Origin of the sequence: Paenibacillus allorhizosphaerae (genome assembly GCF_042659105.1) — a bacterium.
Taxonomy (GTDB): domain Bacteria; phylum Bacillota; class Bacilli; order Paenibacillales; family NBRC-103111; genus Paenibacillus_G; species Paenibacillus_G allorhizosphaerae.
Map to the genome: position 1 here is coordinate 1 of NZ_JBHSRV010000020.1, position 24733 is coordinate 24733.

General features: G+C 54.2%; 15 protein-coding genes and 1 pseudogene. 10 read left to right on the forward strand and 6 right to left on the reverse strand.

Annotated elements, in window-relative coordinates; all coding sequences use genetic code 11:
- Positions 1-153: 153 nt before the first annotated feature.
- Positions 154-762: a hypothetical protein gene (locus tag ACFQI7_RS33515; RefSeq protein WP_377518326.1), complete on the reverse strand. Its 609-nt coding sequence runs from the start codon at positions 760-762 to the stop codon at positions 154-156.
- 252 nt (positions 763-1014) lie between these two features.
- Here ACFQI7_RS33515 and ACFQI7_RS33520 point away from each other — a divergent pair, with 252 nt between their 5' ends.
- Genes ACFQI7_RS33520 through ACFQI7_RS33530 form a run of 3 tightly spaced genes read left to right on the forward strand, consistent with a single transcriptional unit; the run spans position 1015 to position 3998 of the window.
- The gene (locus ACFQI7_RS33520; protein WP_218103019.1) at positions 1015-1623 is read left to right on the forward strand and encodes a TetR/AcrR family transcriptional regulator; all 609 of its coding nucleotides are present in this window, start codon (positions 1015-1017) and stop codon (positions 1621-1623) included.
- A gap of 34 nt (positions 1624-1657) precedes the next feature.
- Positions 1658-2860 (forward strand): HlyD family secretion protein, encoded by a 1203-nt coding sequence (locus ACFQI7_RS33525; protein ID WP_218103020.1) that lies wholly within the window; start codon positions 1658-1660, stop codon positions 2858-2860.
- Positions 2844-3998: an ABC transporter permease gene (locus tag ACFQI7_RS33530; RefSeq protein ID WP_218103021.1), complete on the forward strand. Its 1155-nt coding sequence runs from the start codon at positions 2844-2846 to the stop codon at positions 3996-3998. The genes ACFQI7_RS33525 and ACFQI7_RS33530 overlap by 17 nt, the downstream gene beginning before the upstream one ends.
- 179 nt (positions 3999-4177) lie before the next feature.
- Here ACFQI7_RS33530 and ACFQI7_RS33535 read toward each other — a convergent pair whose 3' ends face one another.
- Positions 4178-5026: a hypothetical protein gene (locus tag ACFQI7_RS33535; RefSeq protein WP_218103022.1), complete on the reverse strand. Its 849-nt coding sequence runs from the start codon at positions 5024-5026 to the stop codon at positions 4178-4180.
- Between the two features lie 667 nt (positions 5027-5693).
- On the opposite strand from ACFQI7_RS33535, the gene ACFQI7_RS33540 reads away from it, so the two are divergent.
- Both ACFQI7_RS33540 and ACFQI7_RS33545 read left to right on the forward strand, forming a co-directional pair.
- Complete coding sequence (locus ACFQI7_RS33540) at positions 5694-9464, forward strand: metallophosphoesterase (RefSeq protein ID WP_218103023.1); 3771 nt, start codon at positions 5694-5696, stop codon at positions 9462-9464.
- A gap of 102 nt (positions 9465-9566) precedes the next feature.
- Positions 9567-10697, forward strand: coding sequence for a HupE/UreJ family protein (locus tag ACFQI7_RS33545; RefSeq protein ID WP_218103024.1), 1131 nt, complete (start codon positions 9567-9569; stop codon positions 10695-10697).
- A gap of 166 nt (positions 10698-10863) precedes the next feature.
- Here the strand turns inward: ACFQI7_RS33545 and ACFQI7_RS33550 are convergent, their stop codons facing one another.
- A complete protein-coding gene (locus ACFQI7_RS33550) occupies positions 10864-13101 on the reverse strand; it encodes a methyl-accepting chemotaxis protein (RefSeq protein ID WP_218103025.1) in 2238 nt (745 codons plus the stop codon).
- Between the two features lie 427 nt (positions 13102-13528).
- Positions 13529-13911: pseudogene (locus tag ACFQI7_RS33555) on the reverse strand (hypothetical protein).
- Positions 13912-13988: 77 nt separating this feature from the next.
- On the opposite strand from ACFQI7_RS33555, the gene ACFQI7_RS33560 reads away from it, so the two are divergent.
- The gene (locus ACFQI7_RS33560; RefSeq protein WP_218103026.1) at positions 13989-14297 is read left to right on the forward strand and encodes a hypothetical protein; all 309 of its coding nucleotides are present in this window, start codon (positions 13989-13991) and stop codon (positions 14295-14297) included.
- Positions 14298-14564: 267 nt separating this feature from the next.
- Here ACFQI7_RS33560 and ACFQI7_RS33565 read toward each other — a convergent pair whose 3' ends face one another.
- Both ACFQI7_RS33565 and ACFQI7_RS33570 read right to left on the reverse strand, forming a co-directional pair.
- On the reverse strand, positions 14565-15563 hold the full coding sequence (locus ACFQI7_RS33565; protein WP_218103027.1) for an electron transfer flavoprotein subunit alpha/FixB family protein: 999 nt from the start codon (positions 15561-15563) through the stop codon (positions 14565-14567).
- A gap of 33 nt (positions 15564-15596) precedes the next feature.
- Entirely contained in the window at positions 15597-16373 is a 777-nt protein-coding gene (locus ACFQI7_RS33570; RefSeq protein ID WP_218103028.1) for an electron transfer flavoprotein subunit beta/FixA family protein, read from the reverse strand.
- A 400-nt stretch (positions 16374-16773) separates the two neighbouring features.
- Between ACFQI7_RS33570 and ACFQI7_RS33575 the strand changes: the two genes are divergently transcribed.
- The 4 genes from ACFQI7_RS33575 (at position 16774) to ACFQI7_RS33590 (ending at position 24707) form a co-directional block, all read left to right on the forward strand.
- Entirely contained in the window at positions 16774-18933 is a 2160-nt protein-coding gene (locus ACFQI7_RS33575) for a (Fe-S)-binding protein (protein WP_377518330.1), read from the forward strand.
- A 168-nt stretch (positions 18934-19101) separates the two neighbouring features.
- A complete protein-coding gene (locus ACFQI7_RS33580; protein WP_218103029.1) occupies positions 19102-21501 on the forward strand; it encodes a 3-hydroxyacyl-CoA dehydrogenase/enoyl-CoA hydratase family protein in 2400 nt (799 codons plus the stop codon).
- A 187-nt stretch (positions 21502-21688) separates the two neighbouring features.
- Positions 21689-22888: an acetyl-CoA C-acyltransferase gene (locus tag ACFQI7_RS33585; protein ID WP_218103030.1), complete on the forward strand. Its 1200-nt coding sequence runs from the start codon at positions 21689-21691 to the stop codon at positions 22886-22888.
- Between the two features lie 40 nt (positions 22889-22928).
- Positions 22929-24707, forward strand: a complete 1779-nt coding sequence (locus ACFQI7_RS33590; protein WP_218103031.1) for an acyl-CoA dehydrogenase family protein — start codon at positions 22929-22931, stop codon at positions 24705-24707.
- The last annotated feature ends 26 nt before the right edge of the window (positions 24708-24733 follow it).

Genomic DNA, 24733 nt, shown 5'->3' on the forward strand with positions numbered 1-24733 from the left:
CCTAGGCAAGAGGGCCGGATAGCAGGCGATCTTTCTTATTTTGCAATCCACATCAGCTAAAATTCATTGAAATGTACCCTTAAAAACAAAACCCCGAAAAAATTCGGGGCTTTGTCAACAATCTGAAGCAGCCGTATTGGCTGCTTTTTCTTTTCAGGCTGGATTCGCTCCTCCAAAGCGAATTTCCTGATCCAAAATAACTTCTTTCGGAGGGCTTTCCATAGGAATCGCGTATGGAATCAAGGCAAATTGCACTTCTTGGATCGGATCCGGCAGGCGAGGAGTGACCAGAAAACGTACTTGAGTCTGACCGCCGCCTCCATGAGTGCCGTTTCTACGGACGCTGTATTGCTGTTTGCCTGTCACTTCCAATAACAAATGAGGGCGGATATGACCTATGTTTTCGTTCGTTGAAAGATGCTCGATTTCCAGGAAAACAATACTTCCGTTCTGATGCTGCATCGCGTGGGTCAAAACGTACCGGAATCCGTTTACAACGGATTTCTGCATGACAGGTAACACGTTTATCAGCTCGCCGGGTTCGTCCGGAACGACCGAATGGCGGCCTTCATTGAGGCTGTGCAGCAGCCAACTAATTTGCGGAATATCAAGATCATAGGTTATGGCCCATTGCTGCATGATCTCTTTTGACGGAAAGTACCGTTTGCCGTTCGCTAACGCTTTTCGCTCGCAGAACAGTTGAAGGAGCTTCGCGTCGATCGATCTGAATTTATCATTATATTCATTTGGAATACGTTGCATTTCCGACCATCCCATGCGGATACTCCTTTTTACATTTGTTTTTTTCATTATTATACCAAATCATCACAGGCGTTCCTACTATGGGCCATCGTCGGCTTTTTGCACAATCATTTCATCTCAGGAAATACGCTTGACAGGGTTTATTGATCAGTAGTAAAATACCAATCAGAGGAAAATTGAACAAATGTTCAAAACAGTTGTTCAAAACAAATGTTCAAGTGTGGATGGCCAGGGCAAAACAAGGAGGGACATATGAAACACGACGCGCAAGGAAAAGACGTGAAGCTGAAAATATTAAATGCGGCCAAGAAGCTTTTTGCCAAAAAAGGGTTCGAGGGTACGACCGTCCGGCAAATATGCGATGAAGCCGGCGTGGCTCTGGCGCTCGTATCTTATCATTTTGGCGGCAAAGAGAATGTGTTCTACGCGCTGTTCGAGACGTTTGCGCCGAGCTTTCTGCAAAAGGAATACGATCTGGCCGATCCGATAGACGATCTCAAGTCGCTGATCCGCGAATTTGCGCTTTTCCGGCTTGCGGAGCCGGAGCTGATCAATTTGTTGCAGCAAGAGGTAATGATGCAAAGTCCGCGCCTGGAGAAAGTACAAAACATCGTTTACGCGCTTTGGCTCCAGCTGCGAGCGATTCTTGAAGCAGGCAAACGGCAGGGGCAGTTCGACTATGAGTCGCTAAGGCATACGGTGCATTTTGTCGTGGGGACGCTTATTTTTACCCGCAACAGTCCGTTCCTAGACCCGGTTTTGCAGCTGAAAGAAGACCTTTCGGTCAAAGAGGATCAGGAGGACGTCATCCGGTATACGATCAGCTATATTTTGAGCGGGTTAAAGTGCAGCGCACAGTAAGTAACGTTTACATCGGGGAGAGGGGAACATTGGGATGAAGAAGCAGGTGGCGGCAATTGTTGTATTGGCTTTGGCGCTGAGCGGCGGCGGCTGGATGCTTGCAGCGGACGGCAAAGACGCTGTGACGCTCGCAAGCGCGCGTAAAGCGAGCATACTAACGGCGGAGCAAGTGAACGTGTCTTTTCAGGGAGTGGGCGGTAAAATCGTCACGCTGGCTGCCAAGGAGGAGCAGACGGTCAAGAAAGGCGATGTGCTGATGACGCTCGACCCGACGGACGTCGACTTGCAGTTGAGAAAGGCGCAGGCCGACGTGGAATTGACGACGCTCAAAATCAAGCAAGCGGAGGACGGCATTGCGGTGGCGGAAAGCAAGCTGGGCAATGCGGTGAAGCAGGCGCAGCTCGGGCTGTCGCAGGCGCAAACGCAGCAGGCGCAGGTTGCCGAAGGGGCGCGCGCCGAAGACATCGAGCGGCAGAAGCTGGCGGTAGAGGCAGCGGACGAGGCGTACACGCATGCGATGAAGATGTACAATCAACTGCGCAACATACAAGATACTTACGAGGGCAATGCGTATTCCTATAAAGATTATCGCGATGCGGTCGAGAACGCGCGCAGCCAGGTCGCGACGCTGGAGAACGCCAAAAACCAGCAGCAGGCGGCGCTGACCAGAATGTTGAACGGCGCGACGGACAAGGAGCGTCAGCAGGCGATGCTTCAGACGGACAAGGCGCACGCGGTTCTGGAACAGCAGCAGCTGACGGAGGGCGATATCAACAATCAGCGCATCGGCATCGATGCACTGCAAAAGCAGCTTGAGCAGCAGAGCATTTTGCTGGAGTCGCTGAACGTGCAGAAGGACCGGCTCACGCTGCGGGCGCCGGCGGACGGCAAAGTGGTGAAAGTGGTGCCGAAGCTCGGGGAGAATGTCGGATCGGGTGCGCCGGTGGTGCTGCTCGAAACCGGCAAGCTCTACTACGATCTTTATGTCGATGAGCGGCAGGTCGGCAAATTCAAACCGGAATCGGCGGTGCCGACACGTTTTGCCGCGCTGCCGGATCAGGTGGAAGGCAAAGTGCAGTTCATCACGGCCGCACCGCAATTCGCCGCTTTGCGAATGAGCCGGGAGAAAGGAACGGCCGACCTCAATACGTTCCAGATTCGCATCTATGTCGATCGAACCGACAAGCTGCTGCCGGGGATGACTGCGGAGGTACAAGTCGATGAAATCTCATCTTGACGAATGGAAATTTGCACTGTCGAGCAAATTCATACCGGCGATATTGATCGCCCCGCTGATCGTGGCCGCCTTGTTCGGCTACATGTTCCAGAACAGCCAGATCAACGAAGCGCCGGTTGCCGTGGTTGATGAAGATAACAGTTCGTACAGCCGGAGCTTTATCGACAAGGTGAACGCGACGCAGTATTTGGACGTCACAAGCGTATTTAATGAAGCGATCGAACCGGAGGCGCTGATGGCCAACGAGAAATATATGGCCGTTATCTATCTTCCGCGCGGAATGGAGGAGCTGCGGTTCCAGGGCAAATCCGTCAATATCGGCCTGCTGATCGATAATTCGATGCCGTCTGCGATTGGGAATATCCGTACCGGCATGCAGGAGCTGATTATGGTTGAAAATACGTCGCAATCCGTCGGCAAGCTGAAGGTGATGGGCATGAGCGACGAAGCGGCGATGGGGATTGTGACGCCGTTGTCGCTCCAGCAGCGGCTGCTGTTCAATCCGACGTCCGATTTCATCGGCTTTATGGTCATCGGCTTCGTGAACGTAGTGGCGCTCGGCATTACAGCCATTGCGACTGCGTCCATCGTTCCCCGGCTCCGTGTGGAAGGAACGCTTGGAGAGGCGCTTCGCTCCCCGTTCGCCCTTTGGTCCCGGGTACTTCCCTATGCGATCATCTCCTGTATCAGCTTGCTGCTCGCCTTCGGTTTGCTGAAGCAGCTCGGCGGGCTGAGGTTCGCGGGCCAGCCGTTCGCCTTTGTCGTGCCGCTGCTGCTCTATACGCTGACCATCGGCCTGATGGGCATGGTTGTCGGCTGGACGGCGGCCGATCCGTCGAAGGTGGCGCTGCGAACGTACGCCATCGTGTATCCGTCCTTCATGCTGTCAGGCGTACAAGTGGCGCCGATTATTTTTCCTGCACCGATCCAGGCGATAAGCCATATGCTGCCGCTCACATGGCTGTTCAAGTTCATCCGGGGGATGGGCTACCGGGGAGGAAGGCTGGCTTACTACGTTCAAGAAATGGGCGTATTCGTGGCAATGATCGGGATATTATCGCTGCTTGTCGGGCTGCTTACGCTGCGGGAAACGCGAAGAGCCAAGCTTCACGCGAACATAAGCAAGGTTGCCGCATGAGTCAAGGATATAACCTCGGGATGTAATCGGGCAAAAGGAATCAAAAAAGGAAAGAGCACCTCACCGCCGACCTAAGAGAACAGCGGAAGAGGTGCTCGAATTTTGTTGCGAGGCATTGAGGATTAAGCGGGCCTGGCGACCGAATCACGTCCGGAGCTCATCCCTGATCCACGATCGAATTAACGAGCTCGTTTCTTCGATACGACCGACGGATGGAGCCACGGAGCAGGGGGGATGCGGCTTTGACCGACCGGCGTCGCAGTCACGGTCGGTATGGTGCGCACCGCAGCTTGCGCCGACGTGCCCTTGTTTCTTGATTTCGTCATTTGTACCGGCACACCGGTTCTCCGTTCACGGGCCTGTTTCTGCCGTTTGACGGACACGCTGCTTGTTTGCTCGACGACGAACGGCTCGGCATGCGCCTCGCCTTCCGGCAAACCTAGAATGCGTGTGGCGTGGTTATATTCAAGCATATAGCTGCCGTTATGCGTTATTCCCAGTTTGGCGGCTGCTTGAGCCGGTATAGTACACGAATCGTCCAGCTCGTTCTCCGGGACGTTCAGGCGGAGCTTGACGGGAGCGGAGTTCAGTTTGACCGTAATCGCAGACTTCGCCTGATGGCGGATCCCGAGCATGCTGAGGAGCGAATATCCCATGACGATCCGGTTTTGCCGATTCGGATGTCTGTCGATCTGAACGTTAGTGTAGTAACGGCTGACGGACACAGGTGTAAGCTTCATCTCCATCTTGATTTCATCCAAGTTTACGCGGCAGCGGGAACCGTTCGCAACGCCCAGATCTTTGGCAGTCTGCGGGTGCAGCTCCATATAGTGAAAGGAGCATTCGTTCGAGTTTTCACGAACGATTCGAACCTCTTTCTCCGCACTGCCTTTGCTTAAGGTGACCGACATTCCATCCTGGAGACCGTACAGTTCGTGTGGATATCCGTTCATGCAGTCCGTCACCAATACCATGCTTGACGCATCCACATCAGAGGTCACCCATACATCCAATATCCCAATTGCCAATTTCATCACCCCAAGTTTCAGCTTCGTTCGTGATAAACGTCATTCTACAGCGTATGCACTAGGGAGATACGCGGACTGTACCAATGTCTATAGTTTGCCTGTATGATACGGAAATATTGGGGGCTAGCCAAGCGGTTTCATGCCATTTCCACTAGGAAAAAAGTTGCCGGATTGAATCTTATATCAAGTGCCATTGTACCATCCGGTTTAGCCCGCGGAGGAACGAACTGGAAGTTAATAAAATCTTTGGATAATAGGTTATTGTTATAACAATTGTTGCAGTGCTATAATTATTTGGAGAACATGGGTATCTTTAACAAACAAAAGGAAAGAGAATACATATTGGAACCGGTCACATCTCTCTTTGAAAGGGTTTTCATAGATTTGGGAAACGGCGTAATCGAACGCTGCGCTGCGAGGATTGATGCCCGGAAATGTGCCCTGTCAGCTGAAAGGAGGTGAGTTTAATTTAAAGAAGAAGGACGCGGTTAAATGAAATTGTATTCATACGAAGGAGAGTGACGTAAAGGAAATGAAAGTTCAAAGACGATTATTGTACCGAAAATTGATGGCAGCATCGCTTTCATGGGCACTATTGCTGCCAGGAACGCTGTCGGGTTCTGCAATTGCAGCGTCCGACCCTTCAGGAAACGGAAGTCTTCCGAACATGACAGTCACCTCTACCGTTTACCGCGATCAGATGCCTCCAACGATCAAACACACGATTCCGACGGCCTCCACGAATCCGAAGGAGATTACCGTGACCGCCGAAGTGTACGACGATCTAGCGGTTTCCTCCGTTTCACTTTACTACAAAAATGCGGAGTCGCCGAGCTTCACCTCCGTCCCGATGACTGCAGCCGCAACCGCTGCCGCCCAATATTCCGCTGCCATTCCGAAGGCCGCTTTCGACAATACATCCCGCCTGCAGTATTATTTTGAGGCGAGCGACGGTGTGAACGTAACCCGACTTCCGGCAGACAGCTCCGTCAATTACGAAATTGCCGTATTCCCTGCCGGAGGCCCGATGAATTCGGAGCTTCTAATTACCGAACTAATGAATGATAACAAAGGCACGGATAATTACGAGTATGTCGAGGTGTACAACAATACGGACCGCGCCATCAATCTGAAGGATTACCGGCTTCTGTATGTGACCCAATCCACCGCGACTACGCCATGGGATATCGACACCGATCTGCTGCTTTCCCCTCAGCAAACCGCTCTCATCTGGGTGAAATCGTATGCGATGGCGGAGCGGCCGATCAGCGAATTTGTCAAGCATCACGGCCTGCAGCTCCCCGAATCGCGCATCACGTCGGTCGTTGCCGAGGACGAATCGATGAATAACGACATCGAGGGTCGAGTATACATAGCGACGGATGCCGGCAAAGTGACCTCGCAGGCCTGGTTTAACGTAGCGAAGGACGAGACGACCACTGAAGCCCGGACCTTCGTATACGAATATCCGAAGGACGGCACGACCCGCATGTATCTGCGGGCATACGGCCAAACGCCGACACCGGGGACGCTTCTGAGCGGCCAAGTGCCGGAACAGCCGATAAGCATTGCCGCAGATACACAGAAGCCGGTCATCTCCCATACGCCGCCTACGGCCCCGAAGGCATACGGAAGCGTAGTCCTGGAAACGTATGCAGCCGACAATCATGAGATCACGCAAATCAAAGTGTTTTATAAACGGGACGGGCAGGCGAGTTATACTGCTGAGAACATGACCTCGGCCGGCGGTGGCCTGTACCGCTCCCCATCGCTTAAAAGTCAATACTTCTTGCTCGCCGAGCATGTCGATTATTATTTTGAAGCATCGGACGGCATTCAAAAACGATCGTCTCTGGACGATACGGCCGGCGTACCTTATCGGATGTATTTTGCGAAACCGCAATACGGGCCGGTCTACATGAATATTCAGGACGGAACCTATATTCGCGGTACGAAAGTAATCGAAGGCAATAGCCTGGCCGGAGGAAACCAACTGCAGCTGTCAATCGACGGTACGGCGGTGCCGGCTCAAGTAACGATGCCCGGCAACGCATATATTCTCTTCGAAGCCGATGACATGCAGGACTCGTTCAAGAACGGCTTGCTGATCAACGACAAGCTCGTCCGGATTCTGGGGGACGGAGAACGGTTCAATGAGGTCGTCTACACGCTGCCCAAGCTGATGTTCACTCCCGGCAACAATACGGTGTCGATTGCCGCCGGCACCACGAAGGCGTATGACGATCAGGAAGGCAATAATGACGATTTCCGCCTGCAGAACACGCGCATCGTATTGTGGGACGGTACATACCGGCCTATCATTACTGCGCGAATCAAGAATGCGACCGACGGCACCTACACGACGGTGGACCCGCTGAAGGTCGTCACCGTCGGCGACGGAAGCAATAATAATGCAAGCTCCAAAACGCGGATCGATTACTCGATCGATATTCCGAACGATGCATTCCGAGGTGTTTCCTACTCGCTCGATTCCAAAAAATATCCCGACGGGGAGCATCTGCTGCAGACAACATCAAGCAGCGGAGACCAGCTTACGGTGAAGGCGATCATCGACAATACGCCTCCCGTCGTGGAAAGCATGACCCTCGCAGACGGACAAACGTACCGCGGCGAGTTGACCTTCGATGCGGTAGCATCCGATGAGGTGTCCGGCGTCAAATCGAAGGAGCTTACGCTCGACGGAAAACCGGTGGAGGCCGGCTCCAAAAAGTACGGTGCCGAGCTCGAGCCGGGCAGCCACGTGCTGCAGGTAAAAGTAAGAGATAACGCAGGCAACGAAACGGTTCGCGCGGTGACCTTCACGCTGAATCCCGAACATCCTCTCGAGCCTGCCGATCCGCAGCCGGTAATGGAAGAAGAGGGCGCTCACCAAAACGCCAAGCTTAGCGTCAAGGTGAACGATCCGAACGGCGATCCGCTGGACGTGACATTCTACGAGGCGTATCAATACGATTTCAGCGGCGATTCCGCGAAAACCGGCTTTAAAAATTCAACCGACCGGGAGCCGCCGCTCGAGCTTGTGCCGGCCGGGGAAACGCCGTTCTCCCAAGGGGACGCCGCATTGGTCCAGGCCAAGGATAAACAATACTTGAGCACGGAATCGACGATGCAATTTCCGTATCACCGGTTTGATTTCAAAATGACTCACGACGTCGCCCCTACCGATGAGGTGGAAGTGGTCTGGGTCGGGCACTCGCTGCCGGACCGTCAGGTGACCTTGTATACTTGGAACTTCAATACGCAGAAGTGGGAAGCCGGCGCAAGAGGCGTAGGAACGGAGGACTTCGAATTGAAGGCCAAAGTGAACGCGGGCGACATGGTGCGCGGCAATACGATCCATGTCCTCGTGCAGGATCTCATTCCGTCCCCGGATGAGGTGGACTTCACGTTTGCCTGGGTCAGCGATACGCAATATTATTCGGAGTCGTATCCGCAAGTTTATGATAAGATGATGCGTTATCTCGTCGAACAGAAGCAGCAAAAGAAGATCATATACACCATCCACACCGGCGACCTTATCGACGAATATGATAAGCCGGAGCAATGGGCCGTCGCGGATAAGAGCATGAAGTATCTGGAGAATGCCGGAATGAATTACGGCGTCGTCGCCGGCAACCATGACGTGGGGCACAGCAAGGGTGATTACAGCATATTCTCCCAATATTTCGGGCGCGACCGTTTTGTCAATCAGCCTACGTACGGCGGAGACAACGCCGACAACCGAGATCATTACGACCTTGTTTCCTCCAACGGCCATGATTTTCTTATTATGTATTTGGGTTACGGCGTAAAAGACGATACCGTGAAATGGGCCAACGACGTTCTCAAGAAGTATCCTGACCGGTACGCCATCATTGCGACACATGCCTATATTACCCCGAGCGGAGCGTACGGCGAGGACGGGCAAAAAATTTGGTCCGAGATCGTCGCTGCGAACAAAAATGTGTTTATGGTCTTGTGCGGACATTATCACGGGGCCGCCTATAATGTAAAGCATGTTGACGGGCGCACGGTAGTGGAGCTTCTGTCCGACTACCAATCGGGTCGCGAAGGCGGTCAAGGTTATCTGCGTTTTCTGCAATTCGACTTGGATAACCAGAAAATTCATGTCAACACCTACTCGCCTTATTTGAACGACTGGAACTTTTTCGACGAGCCGGGCAAGGACGAGTTCGACGTCGATTATCCGACCCGTCCGATTCGCAAGCAGGTTGCAACGGATTATATCGGCGTCAACGTGTACACAAGAAAAGAAATAGGCACGGCGAGCAGCGTCCCAAGCGGATCGACGGCGGGTGTCAAGTGGAAGCATCTGGATAAAAACAACACGTACTATTGGTATACGACTGCACGGGATGCATACCACGGCCAAACGGTTTCAGACATTTGGAAATTTTCCACGAAAGCCAAAAAGTAAGTCCGTTTAAGTGAAGCGAGGCGAAAGAGTCTTCGGATTCTTTCGCTCTTGCTGTTATTTTAGGCAGAGACGGCCATTGGCGAGACAGAGGAGGCACGGCAGATGACAATGTTTCGAAGAACAATCGTTTTCCGGCTGCTCGCGGGTTTGGTGCTGTTCGTTGGTTTACAGGCGCCTCTCGCACCGGCACATGCGCATACATCGACAATCGGATATTCCGATATTTCAATCTCGGGCGATACGATCGGGTACGAGCTTTATTTAAATCCGGAGGAAGTGGCTCAGTGGAAGGACGTCCGATCCAAAGGCGTCTTTGTGATCGAGGCGGGGCCTGCGGCTTCGCGCGACAAAAACCAAGTCAAGTGGACGCAGGACGACTTAATGCCGCTCGTTCAGGCGTCGCTGAGCGTAAAAAGCAAGGACGCTTCCGTCGTTCCGGCGATCAGCGACATTTCGATAAGGGACAAGGGTGGCATGCCGTTATTGTACATGAACCTGAAATACAAATTCCCTAAACCCGTCGAATCTTATGAGATACAGTATAACTTCTTTTTTGATGAATTGGATCCGCTCCATCAAAGCTTCGTTACCCTACGCACGCCTTCCGAAACCGTGAACAAGCAATTTGACAAAAACAACCGTCTTGCCGCAGGCCGCCTCGATGCTTCGGTCCACGCTTCCGGAGCGGAGGCACTGACCGCTTGGGGATGGCTCAAAATGGGGATCGAGCATATTTGGACAGGCATCGATCATTTGCTGTTTATTACCGCGCTGGTGCTCCTCAAACAGAAGAAGCGGGATTATTTGAAGATCGTGACGGCCTTCACCGTAGGCCACAGCGTTACTATCGCGCTTTCCGCTTTGGATATCGTCAATTTGCCCATGCGCTTCGTGGAACCGGTCATTGCGCTCAGCATCGTGTATGTGGCGGTCGAAAATTTGTGGCTGAAAAAGCTGAAGTGGCGATGGATGTTTGCGCTTCTATTCGGATTCATTCACGGCTTCGGATTCGCTCAGGTGTTGAAAGGCGCTTTGGGAGAGCATTACTTGCTTTCTTTGTTTACGTTTAACTTAGGAGTGGAAGTTGGCCAAATTGCCGTACTTGCCGTACTTCTCCCGTTCTTGATGCTGTCGGGCCGATTAAGCTGGTATCGGGGGGCGGTATACGTCGCTTCCGGATTTATCGCTGTAACTGGACTGTACTGGTTTATGGAGCGTGTGGGGCTGTACTAATAGGGAGACCTTCACACATAATCGCGCTGCGCCGGATTATCGTGTTCCACCGGTTAACGGGTAATGTCATACGGCCAATTCACCGATATTTCGGTGAGCGCGAACGAATGTACTTTAATATAAAAAAGCCGGATCCCCAGCGCATCCGGGACCCGGCCAAGTCAATCTATTGTTTGAAAATACCCAGCGATTCGCGCAAGTCGTGGGAGAGCTGCTCGAGCTCCTTGCCCGTGTCTACCAGCTGCGTACTGGATTCGTTTTGTTTGACGACAAGATTGGCTACATTTTCCGTGGAAGCGGTAAATTCTTCCGAAACCGCGCTTACCTGCATGAGCACCTCGTTCAATTCTTTCCCGGCTTCAAGCGATATGCGCAGCGACTCCCATACTTCGCCGAACCGTTCCGAGAACTCCTGCATCGACTTGGAGACGGAGCTGAAAATATCTTGCGATGCGTCGGAAGCCGCCAGCTGGCGCGAGAAGATCGGCATCGATTGGCTGACCAGATGGTTCGTCTGCTGCATATCCGTCTGAATTCGCTCAATAACGTCCCCTGCGGAATTGATCGACTGCTGGGATTGCGACGCCAAATTGCGGATTTCCTGGGCAACGACCATGAACGATTTGCCGGCCTCGCCGGAAGAAGCGGCGACAATAGCGGCATTGAGCGATAAAATATTGATCTTCTTCGAAATGTCCTGCAGCAGATCGAGCACGACGGATACGGAATTCGTACTATCCTGCAGCTGCTGCATCTTCTGATTCAAATCTTTGACGATCGACTCGACCATCCGGCTTTGCTCGGACAGTTCCTCCATCGTCGTCAAGCCTTGATGGCTCGCCGTTTTCATTTGCTCGGAAACCTGCTGCATCTTTGTGTTTTTGTCCATCACGTCATCCAGGCAGTGATGCAGCCGTCCGGTCAGCTCATTGCTCTTCTCGGCGTCGGATGCAAGGTTCATCGCGCCTTTGGCGACTTCGTCCATCGCTACGGCGATCTCTTTGGAAGCGGACTCGTTCAGTACGACCAGCTCTTGAATTCGATTGCTGGAATGGAGCAGCTGCTTGGCCGATCCGCCGGTATTGCTGACGATATGGCTGATGCTTTCCATCATTCGGTCAAAGCTGGTGCTGACGGAACCGATCTCGTCAGTTCGCTTGAAGCCGAGTCTTACGCTGAGGTCTCCTTGCTCGGCCTGCTGCATTTTCCGCTGAGCCGTCAGCATCGGTCTGCCGATGTTATAATACACGAGCCAGCCCAGAGCGAGAGACAATAGGATGGAGCCGGAGATGAGCCAATAGAAACTGTTTTTGATTTTACTGGCATCTTCGAGCAAGCGGGATTCCGGGATGGCGCCGACCAGCAGCCACGGTTGGTTTTCCAAGTTTTTGCTGACCGTTATGTACGAATTTTTTTGCGCGTCCACATACCGGCTTAAGTTGCCGTTGCTTTCCGGATCAACTTTTACTGCAGCAGGCTGGCCGAGTTCGATTCCTGACCTGTTCGTAAAATATGTCGTGCCGTCGGTGCCGAGCAGATGAATATCGCCGATGCCCCCAAATGTGATGGCTTTCAGAATGTCTTCGAAATACGAAAGCTTATACTCGACAATGAGCACGTCGGTCCAAACGGCGTCTTCCGAACTCCAAAAAGCTTTCGCAATACCGAACACCCGGGTATTGTTTTCATACGTGAACGAGCCGGCCTGCGGCGGCAAATACACGTTTTTGCCCTTCGCCTTGATGACCTGATCCACCCAAGGAAGCGAGTACAGCTGCGGCTTCGCCTTGGAGGATTGCGGTATAAACTGTTGGTTTTCCCCGTTGTACCGGATCATAGAGACGGAGAAAATCATGGCATTGTTGGTCAAAGTCGTGTTTTGCATATAATTCAAAAGCGCTTTGTCTGCATCCGATTTCGGCTTGTTCAGCTGCTCGGCGTTTTTGATAAGATTGTCCCGTTCCACCTCAAGCATATACTGCTCTTTTGATTTGGAATCGCCGGGTTTTAGCGCGTCGTTCATTTTTTGAATCTGTGTGTTCAGAGTGGCGATTCGCCCTTGCAGCTTCTGATATTCGGCCAGATCGGTGTCGATCAGAGGGACAAGCTTGCTGCGCTGCTGCGTCAATGCCTGATTGCTTGTCGCGTACAAAGCGATGCTGTTAAAAAAGCCTTCCATCTGCTTGTACCACAGGTCGACGTTTTTGGCTGCGTCCTGCGTTACCTGCTGGGCATTGTTGCCTACTTTCTCTTGTAATGCGGTTGTTGAGATGCTGTACACTGTCCATCCCGAAACGGCGCATCCTGCAACAATGCTGATAAGAAACAGGATAAACAGCTTAAAACCGACCGAACGCATGCGGCTAAAGCCCTGGGTGATCCGATTCTTAACATCTGGATACACGATATAACCCCCTGGTAGTATGGAATGGATTTATTGATCGGCAGCCGCCATCGTTAGGTCCGATGTACCGGATTGCCATAGTCGGTGTTGTATCATGCTAGTTAAAAATGGGGTGTAAGTGTTTACATCACCGCCTTTATTTTATTTTATCCCGTGTGAAGATAGTGTGAAGATTGTGGGAAATGGTGGCAATAATAAACAAAAAGTCGCATAAATCGATAAAATAGTTGTCGGGACAAGCCCGTTTTTGGCGAAATGTTTGTGAGATTCGGCCCATATATCCATGACAGGGCACGAGAATGAAAAAAAATTAACGGCTTGCCTGCGTAAAAAACAAGCACGTCCGCCGGTCCGGTCGAACGCGCTTGCCGTATGGAAATACGGGCTTAAGTCTGCAGTAGCAGCTTGGGTGAAGGTTGAGCGAGTTTTACAGTTCCACCTTAACCGACTGTTTATGGTAAACGGTATTCCTTCCTGGCTAAAATACGGAGGGACGCTTCTTCCGAAGCTGTTGGCGATTATATTTTTTTCTTTCGACGAAGTGATCCGAATCTCGTAAAGACTGACGTTGTGATCCAAGTCCGCATACATGACCGCGAGCTGTTGTGCTCCGAGCGAATATGGGAATATGACGGGTTCATTTTCACCGATGAGCACAGGAAGATTAACCGGGTTGGAGTAGTTGGACCAGTCCAAGATCTCCACCGTGACCCAATTTGCGTTGTCCTTGTCCAAGTTGGCGATATTGACGACCGCGGATATCGTTAGCGGCTCTCTCGTCAGCACGCCGGTAGAGAGTGTGTCTCCCATAAGGTAAGCACCTCCTTTCACTTTGCTCAGCTGCCATTCGCAAGTGAAAGGGAATCGATTGAATGGAGGAATGGATAATGATCAACTGGATCACGATCGCCTTTTCATTATTTGTATCCGTCGCTTCGCTATATAAATTCATAGCGGAACCGATCAAATACGGAATGAAATCATTTATATTGTTGACTGTTATAGGTTGTATTACAATGATTGCCGCGATCGTCCAGTACTGGTATGCCTATTTGCCCAAAGTCGGTCCCATCGGGAACGGTCCGAATGATACGATGATTTGGATTTCTTTTCTTATTTTGATAACGCTGGGAGGCTGTTATGTAGTTGCAGGAGTATATGGAATCGGTAAAAATAAAGAAACGGACAAAGGATGAGGCGGTGTTGAGGCAATCTTACGGATGGGGGCAGCTGTCCACGGAAAAGTAACTTTACAGGAAAACCATTGAGCTTAACGTAACCAATACTGCGTGCGGCTGACTCTGGTAAGCGAAATAGGTAAAATATAATAAATAGTAGGGAGAAATCCACTATTTTTGATTTTCCGAAGTGAATAACCTCGTATAACCGGTTAAAACCTATTATTCGGAGGAAGAACACTTCGAATAATAGGTTTTGGGCAATAAATCGGGCGAAATGCCGCCTTACGCTCCGTCCGCAAGCGCCTTCTTGAACTCGGCCGTCAGCAGCGGCACGACTTCGAACAGATCGCCGACGATGCCGTAATCGGCGATTTGAAATATCGGCGCGTCGGGGTCCTTGTTGATCGCGATGATGATGCGCGACTGACTCATGCCGGCGAGATGCTGAATCGCGCCGCTGATGCCGCAGGCAATGTACACCTCCGGCGTCACCACCTTGCCTGTCTGGCCGATCTGCAGCGCGTAATCGCAGTAGCCGGCGTCGCATGCTCCGCGGGAGGCGCCGACGGCAGCGCCGATAACGTCGGCCAGCTCTTCAAGCGGGCGGAAGCCTTCGGCGCTTTTGACGCCGCGCCCGCCGGAAACGACGATCTTCGCTTCCGTCAAATCCACCTTCCCCGAAGTTTTGCGCACCACGTCTCTCACCATGGTGCGCAGGGAAGCGGACGGGGTGTAGGGGACGGAGACGATTTGCGCCGCAGGCCCCTCCTCCCGAGGAGCTGCCGGCTGTACATTATTCGGGCGCAGCGTGACGACGAGCGGGCCGTCCGAAGCGGCCTCAATGGTTTCGAACGCTTTGCCGGCATAAATCGGGCGGACGAAGCGCGGTAACATTCCGTCATCCCCGCGATCGATCGCAATGACGTCGGAAATTTGGCCGGCCTGAAGACGGGCGGCAATCATCGGCGCCAGATCGCGGCCGATCGAAGTATGCCCGAGCAGCACGGCGCAGGGCGATAGCTCGCCCAGCAGCGGCGATAACGCCTGGTAATACGCTTCCGGATTGTAATGTTCCAAATCCGCATGATCGATAAGGTAGATCCGATCACAGTCGTACGTCGCTAGTGCGTTGCCGAGCTTGGTCAGGTTGCTCCCGATTGCGACGACGCTGACGGCATCGCCTTCAGAGCGGATCCATTGCGCTGCTCGCAGCGTCTCCAGCGTGACCTGCCGCAGCTGGCCTCCACGCTGCTCGGCAATAACAACGATCGTTCGGCTCATGCGCAACATTCCCCCTTTGCTGTTCCATGCGGTTTATAATACGTTTGCTTGCGTACGCAGCAGACGGACCAGCTCCGCCGCCTGAGCTTGCGGGTCCCCCGGCAGCCGTTGTCCTGCTTGCCTCGCGGAAGGAAGCGATATGCAGACGCGCGCGGTTTTGGCGGACAGTTCCGCCTCGGATAAACCGAGATCCGCAAGCGTCAAGCGATGAAACGGCTTTTTCTTCGCTTTCATGATGCCGGGCAGCGACGGATACCTCGGCTCGTTCAGTCCTTGCTGCGCGGTAAATACGGCCGGCAGAGTCACCTCAAGCGTCTCCGAATCGCCTTCGGCATCGCGTATGGCGACCGCCGTACCGGCGGCACAATCGATGTCGAGCTTCGTAATCGAAGAGACGTGGGGCAGATTCAACAGGCAGGCTACCCGGATAGCCGTTTGTCCCGCGCCTTGATCCACCGAAAACAAACCGCCTAAAATCAAATCCATCGAAGATTGACGCTGCAGATATGCCGCAAGCACGGTGGAATAGCCGAATCCGTCGCTCCCGACGCCATCGCCGCTGATCAGTACCGCTTCGTCGGCTCCCATGGCAAGCGCGGTTCGAAGCGCCTCGGCGCATCGTTCCGGACCGACGCTGACGACGGTCACGCTGCCGCCATGTTGTTCTTTTTGCCGAATCGCTTCTTCCACCGCATATTCGTCGTAAGGGTTAATTATAAACTTCGCACCATCCTCCGCAATGCCGCCATCCGCAAGGACTACTTTTTCTTCCGTATCGAAAGTTTGCTTCAGCAGTACGTATATGTTCATTTCGTGACGACTCCTTTCATCAACAGCCAAGCATAATACGAACCCCGACTGTTTCAAGACAATTAGCAATCGGGTTTCCCAGTGAAAAAAATGCAGCGAGCGATCTGAACGAAAATGGGTATTTTCTGAAAAACGCAACAGCGGCGACCGACCAACCAACGTTTCATGGAAATCGGCATTAAAAACAGCTTCCGCATGGTTTGGAAAAGGAACAATGCCTAATTATAGTGTATTGTAGCCTTTGCTTGAAAAATGCCACCCGATTCGACAAAAATGCGCTGCAAAGGCGAAAAAACAATCATGACGCGTAAAAAAGGCACATATGATAAGAATTACACAGGTAATGTAAACGTTTTCGGACAAACTTGTCGAATTTGGGCTTGTCATCAGGAGCGAAAGGATGGGAGCACCGATGTGGCAATGGGTCAATTTCTTATTGTTTTTGGTCGTCACGGGATGCGGCATCCGTTGGTTTGTGCAGGCGATTGCACGGCGCTCGCTGTACGTTCGGCTCGGTCAGCATGACGAGGTTGAGGCGCGGAACGCTGCAACGCCGCAGCCGCTTTCCGAATTCGTGCGTCAAGTGTTCGGCCATAAGAAGCTGCTTAAGGACCGGAAGAGTGGCGTCATGCACTTGATTCTTTTTTATGGATTCATTGTGCTGCAGCTCGGCGCCCTCGATTTGATTTGGAAAGGACTATCCGGCGGAAAACCGCTCCGGCTACCAGGCTACGAAGCATTCGGCCTGTTTCAGGAAATTACCGTTATAGCGGTGTTGGCGGCCGTCGTTTATGCCGGGTTCCGACGCTATGTCGAGCGTTTGCCTCGACTTAAACGGGGCTGGAAGCCGAGCGCTGTGTTGTTTTTCATCGGGCTTCTCATGCTGTCGGTCGTGCTGTCGCTCGCGTTCGAACGGTTGTGGCACGGCACGGCGCCTTCCTTCTTTGCTCCGATTTCGTCTTTGTTGTCGGAGAGCTTTGCCGGAATGTCCGCGACAGCGGCGCAAACGCTATTTTACGTGAGCTGGTGGCTGCATCTGCTGATCCTTCTATCTTTCCTCGTATACGTACCGCAATCGAAGCACTTTCACATCATAACCGCACCGGTCAATCTATGGCTGAAGCGCGGCAAATCGTCCCACCGTCTCCAGAAGCTCGACCTTGAACAGGAAGATACCGAAACGTTCGGTGTCGGCCGAATTGAAGATTTCACCCGGATGCAAATGATCGACTTTTACGCCTGCGTCGAATGCGGCCGCTGTACGAATGTATGTCCGGCCTCCAATACGGGGAAGACGCTGTCTCCCATGCATCTGATTACGAAGCTGAGGGATCATTTGACCGAGAAAGGAGCTGCGATTACGTCCAAATCGCCGTGGGTGCCGGCCTTTGCCTTTTCTCCCGGGCAAGAGACGCATCACATGAGCGCAGTAGAGGAGCATCCGGAATGGAACCGTGGGTCGCTTACGGACATTGGGCCGACCGTCGATTGGCAGCAATCGTCGTGGCAAAAAGCCGCAGATATGAACCCGACGGAACTTGAATTGATCGGGGATGTCATGAGCGAAAGCGAGATTTGGTCGTGTACGACGTGCCGCAATTGCGAGGATCAGTGTCCGGTAGGCAACGAACACGTCGACAAAATCGTCGACCTCCGCAGGCATCTGGTGCTGATGCAGGGCAGTATGCCGCCGGAGGGGCAGCGCGCGATGCAAAATATCGAGCGCCAGGGCAATCCTTGGGGGCTGAGCCGAAACGACCGGGTCCGATGGACCGGCGATATCGAGGGCGTTCCTGTGCCGACCGTCAAAGAGAACCCGGGCTTTGAAACGCTGTTTTTTGTCGGCTCCATGGGCTCTTACGACCTGCGAAGCCGAAAAGTATCCAGGGCCTTCGTGCGGCTGCTGCACGAAGCGGGCGTGAATTTCGCCATTCTCGGCAATGAGGAAAAAAACTCGGGCGACACTCCGCGCCGCATGGGCAACGAGCTGTTATTCCAACAACTGTGCCAGGACAATATCGAACTGTTCCGCAAATACAAAGTGCGCCGCATCGTGACAGCCTGTCCGCATACGTACAACACGTTAAAAAACGAGTATCCGGACTTCGGTTTGAAGCACGTGGAGGTACTGCATCATACGGAGCTGCTTGCCCGGCTGTTGGAAGAAGGAAAGCTGAAACCGAGCGTCACTGTACGGGAGCGGGTCGTATACCATGACTCCTGCTATTTGGGGCGGTATAACGGCGTTTACGAGCAGCCAAGGAACATTTTGAAGGCGATCCCCGGCGTTCGGCTTCTGGAAATGGAACGGTCCCGGGATAATGCCATGTGCTGCGGTGCCGGAGGCGGCATGATGTGGATGGAGGAGACGGGAGGGAAGCGGGTGAACGTCGCCCGTACCGAGCAGGCGCTGCAAACGGCTCCGACGGTTATCTCGAGCGCTTGTCCGTACTGTTTGACGATGATGGAGGACGGGACGAAGCTGAAAGACGCGGACGACCGGGTCAAAGCGAGAGATATTGCGGAGCTGCTGGAGCAGTCCGTATTCGGTGAGACGTAATGCTTACGAAGCCAGTTTTCTATCGAAAACTCAGAGTAAATGCTTACGAGGCAAGTTTTCTATCGAAAACTCAGAGCCAATGCTTACGAAGCCAGTTTTCTATCGAAAACTCAGAGCAAATGCTTACGAAGCAAGTTTTCTATCGAAAACTCTAAGGAGGAATCAGCGATGAATAGACCGATCCGCAAAGCGGCGGTGATCGGCTCGGGCGTCATGGGCTCGGGGATTGCCGCCCACCTCGCCAATTGCGGGATCGACTGCCTGCTGCTGGATCTCGCGCCGACGCAGCTGACGGCGGATGAAGCCGCCAAAGGGCTTACGCCGGAGCATCCGGCGGTGAGAAACCGGCTTGCCGCCGGCGCGATTGCCCGGCTGCCGAAGATGAAGCCCGCTCCGCTGTATGACGATGATTTTGCGGCGAGAATTACGCCGGGAAATATCGAAGATCATTTGGCGCACATCGCCGAGGTCGACTGGGTCATCGAGGTCATCGTGGAACAAGTGCAGGCCAAACAGGAGCTGCTCGCCAAGGTGGAGCAATACTGGAAGCCCGGGACGGTGATCAGCACAAATACGTCCGGCATTTCGGTGAACGAGATGTGCAAGCATTGCGGCGATGCGTTTCGCGCGCATTTTCTCGGGACGCATTTCTTTAACCCGGCCCGGTATATGAAGCTGCTGGAGCTCATTCCCGGTTCGGACACCGATCCAGCCATCGTGGAAAAGATGAAATCGTTCTGCGAGAATCGGCTCGGCAAAACGGTGGTCATTGCCAAGGATACGCCGAACTTTATCGCCAACCGGATCGGCACGTACGGCCTGCTCGTCACATTGCAGGAAATGACCGACAAAGGTTTCACCGTAGAAGAGGTGGACGCCGTGACCGGCCCGGCGATGGGCAGGCCCAAAAGCGCGACGTTCCGTACGCTCGACCTCGTCGGTCTGGATACGTTCGTTCATGTGGCGAACAACGTGCATGGGAATGTAACGGACCCGGGCGAAAAGGCGGCGTTTGCCGTTCCGAACGTGCTGAAGGCGATGGTGGAACGCGGCTGGCTTGGGGAAAAGGCGGGACGCGGCTTTTATTTGAAGCAAAAAGGAGCGGATGGAGGAAGCGAGATTTTATCTCTCAACCTCGCGGCCATGCAGTATGAAGCGCAGCGTAGAGTGTCTTCCGTATCGCTGGATGCGGCGAAGCGCGCGAAAGGAGCCGGGGCACGCTGCAAAGCGCTGATCGAGGCGGGTGACAAATATTCGCTGCTGGCGTGGAACATCCTCAAGAAAGTGCTGCTGTACTCCGCGGGGAAGATAGGAGAAATCGCCGATTCGATCCATGAGATCGACGAAGCGATGAAATGGGGCTTCAACTGGGATCTCGGACCGTTCGAAATGTGGGATGCGATCGGTTTGGCGAAGTCGGTGGAACGAATGGAAGCGGAAGGGGAAGTCGTTCCACCATGGGTCAAAGAATGGATAGCATCAGGGAACGTGTCGTTTTATCAGAAGCGGGAGAGCGGCCGCTTCTATGCGCATAACGGTTCGCTCCGCGAACTGAAGCAGCCGCCCGAGGCGATCTCCCTGCGCGAACTGAAGGAGCGCGGCAAGGTCGTCCGTTCCAACAGCGGGGCCAGTCTCATCGATCTCGGGGACGGAGTAGCTTGCCTGGAATTCCATTCACCGAACAACGCGATCGGCGCCGATATTTTGCACATGATCCGGCAAAGTCTCGAGGAGGTGCGGCGCGGTTTTGAAGGTCTTGTAATCGCCAATCAAGGGAAAAACTTTTGCGTCGGCGCCAACCTGATGATTTTGCTGATGGAAGCGCAGGACGGCGAATGGGACGAAATCGACGGCATAATCCGTCTGTTCCAGAACACGATGTACCGGCTCAAACGGTTCGAAAAGCCGGTTGTCGCGTCGCCTCATCGCATGGCGCTCGGCGGCGGCGTGGAGGTGTGCCTCCCCGCGGATCAAATCGTTGCTTCGGCGGAGACGTATTTCGGGCTTGTCGAGGTCGGCGTCGGGCTTATTCCCGGCGGCGGAGGCTGCAAGGAGCTCGCGCTTCGCGCCAGCCGCGGCACCCCGCTCCCGGAAACGGATTTGCAGCCTTACGTCAACCGCGCGTTCGAGACAATCGGCATGGCGAAAGTGTCGACGAGCGGCCATGACGCGATCAGGCTGGGGCTTATGCGGCCGGGGGACCGGATCGTGACAAATCCGGACCACGTGATCCATGAAGCGAAGCAGGCGGTGCTTCGCTTGGCGCAAGCGGGTTACGAGCCGGAGCGGGAGAGCAAGTTCCGCGTGACCGGCGCGGACGGCAAAGCGGTGCTGCTCACCGGCGCCTATGCGATGCGGCAGGGCGGATATATTAGCGAGCACGATATGAAAATCGCAGGCAAGCTCGCACATGTGCTGTCGGGAGGCGACGTTCCTGCAGGAACGCAGGTCAGCGAGCAGTATATGCTCGACCTGGAGCGCGAGGCGTTCCTCAGCCTCTGCGGCGAACCGAAGACGCAGCAGCGGATGCAGCACATGCTGACCAAGGGCAAGGCGCTTCGGAATTAGCGGCGTTAGCGCATGAAACGCTGGTTCAAAGAATGAAACTTGAAACGATGTGCGCAAAAGCCCAATGCTAACGGTCTTACCGCTGGTAATTGGAGAATGTGGTTTAATGCAGTTGGCAGATCGTTAGTGAACGACAGACGACTGAAAAAATCGGAAACATGAAATGCGAAAGAAGAGGTGAAGCCGCATGACCGATAAGCCTAGAGAAGCTGTGATCGTATCCGTCGCCCGCACGGCTGTCGGCAAAGCGAAGAAAGGCGGTTTGGCCGGAACGCGGGCCGAAGATTTGGGCAGGGCGGTGCTTCAGGCGGCGGTGGATCGGGCGCCGGGGCTGCGCAAGGAAGAGGTCGAAGACATCATCATCGGCTGTGCGATGCCGGAGGGCGAGCAGGGGCTTAACTTCGCCCGCATCATGTCGCTTTACGCCGGATTCCCGGTGGCGGTGCCCGCGCTGACGATCAACCGGTTCTGCTCCTCAGGGCTGCAGTCCATTGCCATGGCGGCCGAGCGAATCCGGCTCGGCGATGCCGACGTCATCATTGCCGGAGGCGTCGAGAGCATGAGCCACGTGCCAATGGCCGGCTTCAAGCCCGCCCCCCATCCCCACCTTGCGGAGTATATGCCCGAAATCTACATGGGGATGGGGCACACGGCGGAGCTCGTGGCGGAGCGATTCGGCGTAAGCCGGGCGGATCAGGACCGCTTCGCCGTCCGTTCGCACCGCAAGGCGATGGAGGCGATCCGTGAGGGGCGGTTCAAGGACGAGATCGTTCCCTTACCCGTCACGGCGGTGTCTTTCGACGAACAGCGGGGCAAGCTGCAAAAACGCGAATTCGTCTTCGATACGGACGAAGGGGTGCGGGCGGATACGACGGAGGAAGTGCTCGGCCGGCTCTCTCCGGCTTTCAAGCTTGGCGGCACTGTAACGGCCGGCAACGCGTCGCAGATGAGCGACGGCGCGGCTGCGGCTGTTGTCATGAGCCGGGAGAAAGCTGACGCGCTCGGGCTTCAGCCGCTCGCCGCGTTTCGCGCCTTTGCGCTCGCAGGCGTCGAGCCGGAAATCATGGGCGTCGGCCCGGTGAAGGCAATCCCGAAGGCGCTGCAGCGGGCGGGGTTGTCGCTAGGCGATATCGATCTGTTCGAAATCAACGAGGCGTTCGCCTCCCAATGCGTGCATGTTATTCGAGCGCTCGAACTAGACGATGTGAAAGTTAACGTCAACGGCGGCGCCATTGCTTTGGGCCATCCGCTCGGCTGCACGGGCACGAAGCTGTCGGCAACGCTCATTCACGAGCTGCGCCGGCGCGGCGGCGGCTATGGAGTCGTGTCGATGTGCATCGGCGGCGGTATGGGGGCGGCCGGAGTGTTCGAGGTGTACCCGTCGTAGGAAGCAAATCTGGAACCGAAACGAAGCGGAAAGGGAGAGGATGGCGATGACTCGTATAGCAGGCGGAAGCTTCATAATCGAAGATACCGATTATCAGCGCGTGTTCACCCCTGAGGACTTTACCGAAGAACAGCGGATGATTGCGCAGACGACGGAAGATTTCGTCGAAGGCGAGATTGCGCCGCAGGATGAGGCGATCGAGAAGTTGAATTACGAGCTGACCGTGGAGCTGCTGCGGAAAGCAGGGGAGCTTGGCCTGCTCGGAGCCGATGTGCCGGAAGCGTACGGCGGGCTCGGGCTGGATAAGATCAGCTCGACACTGATCGGCGAAAAGCTCTCGAAAGCTTCTTCCTTCGCGCTATCCGTCGGCGCGCACGTCGGCATCGGCACGCTGCCGATCGTCTATTTCGGCACGAAGGAGCAAAAGGAGCGGTATTTGCCGGAGCTCGCCACCGGAGAGAAGCTGGCCGCTTACTGCCTGACGGAGCCTGCCTCCGGCTCGGATGCGCTTGCGGCCAAGACGACGGCGCAGCTGTCCGGCGACGGCAAACATTATATATTGAATGGCTCCAAGCAGTTCATTACGAATGCGGGTTTTGCGGATCTTTTCATTGTGTATGCCAAAGTGAACGGCACCGATTTCAGCGCCTTCATCGTCGAGCGGACAATGGAGGGCGTCAGTTTCGGCCCGGAGGAAAAAAAGATGGGCATTAAAGGCTCCTCCACCCGGCCGCTTATTTTGGACAATGTGCACGTTCCTGTGGAGCATTTGCTCGGGGAAGCGGGAAAAGGGCATTTGATCGCCTTCAACATCCTCAATATCGGCCGTTACAAGCTCGCTGCAGGCTGTCTAGGGGCATCCAAGGATGCGATCGCGCTGGGGGCTAAATATGCAAATGAGCGCAAGCAGTTCGGGCGCCTCATTTCCTCTTTTCCGCTGATCGGCGGCAAACTCGCGGACATGAATATACGCACCTTTGTCCTTGAAAGCATGGTGTACCGCACCGCAGGCTTGTTTGACGAAGGATTGGGGGATTTGGATCATACCGGCCCGCAGATCGGCGTTCAATCGGCCAAAGCGATAGCCGAATATGCGATCGAATGCTCGATCAACAAAGTGTTCGGGTCGGAGACGCTCGATTTCGTGGCTGACGAAGGGCTGCAGATACACGGAGGATACGGCTATATTCAGGAATACCGGATCGAGCGGATGTATCGCGATTCGCGGATTAACCGGATTTTTGAAGGGACGAACGAAATCAACCGGCTGCTCATTCCCGGCACGCTCTTCAAACGGGCGCTGAAAGGGGAGCTTCCGCTCATGGAGAAGGCGATGGAGCTGCAGGAGGAGCTCATGGAGCTGATGCCGGCGGGGCAAAGCTTCGACGAATCTTTGGAGCAGGAAGCGCACTTGATTGCGATGGCCAAAAAGATTTTCCTGATGGTCGGCGCTCAGGCGGTGCAGGCGTATCAGATGGCGATCGAACAGGAGCAGGAAATATTAGCCCATCTGGCCGACCTTATGATCGCCGTCTATGCGATGGAAAGCGCGCTGCTGCGCACTCGTAAGCTGCAGGCCGCATCCGGCGAGGCGAAGGCACAGAATGCGGTCGACATGACCGTCGCGTTCGTACACGACACATTCGGGCAAATCGACGCGCTTGCCAAAGAGGCGCTGTGCACTATGGCGGATGGCGACGTGCTGCGCACCCAGCTCTCGGTACTCAAAAAGCTGACGCGCACGTCACCGGTTAACCGTGTGCAGCTCAAACGGGCGATCGCCGCGAGGGTCATCCAAGCCGAGAAATACATCGTCTGAATCATCATGAGAAATCGGGGTGGTCG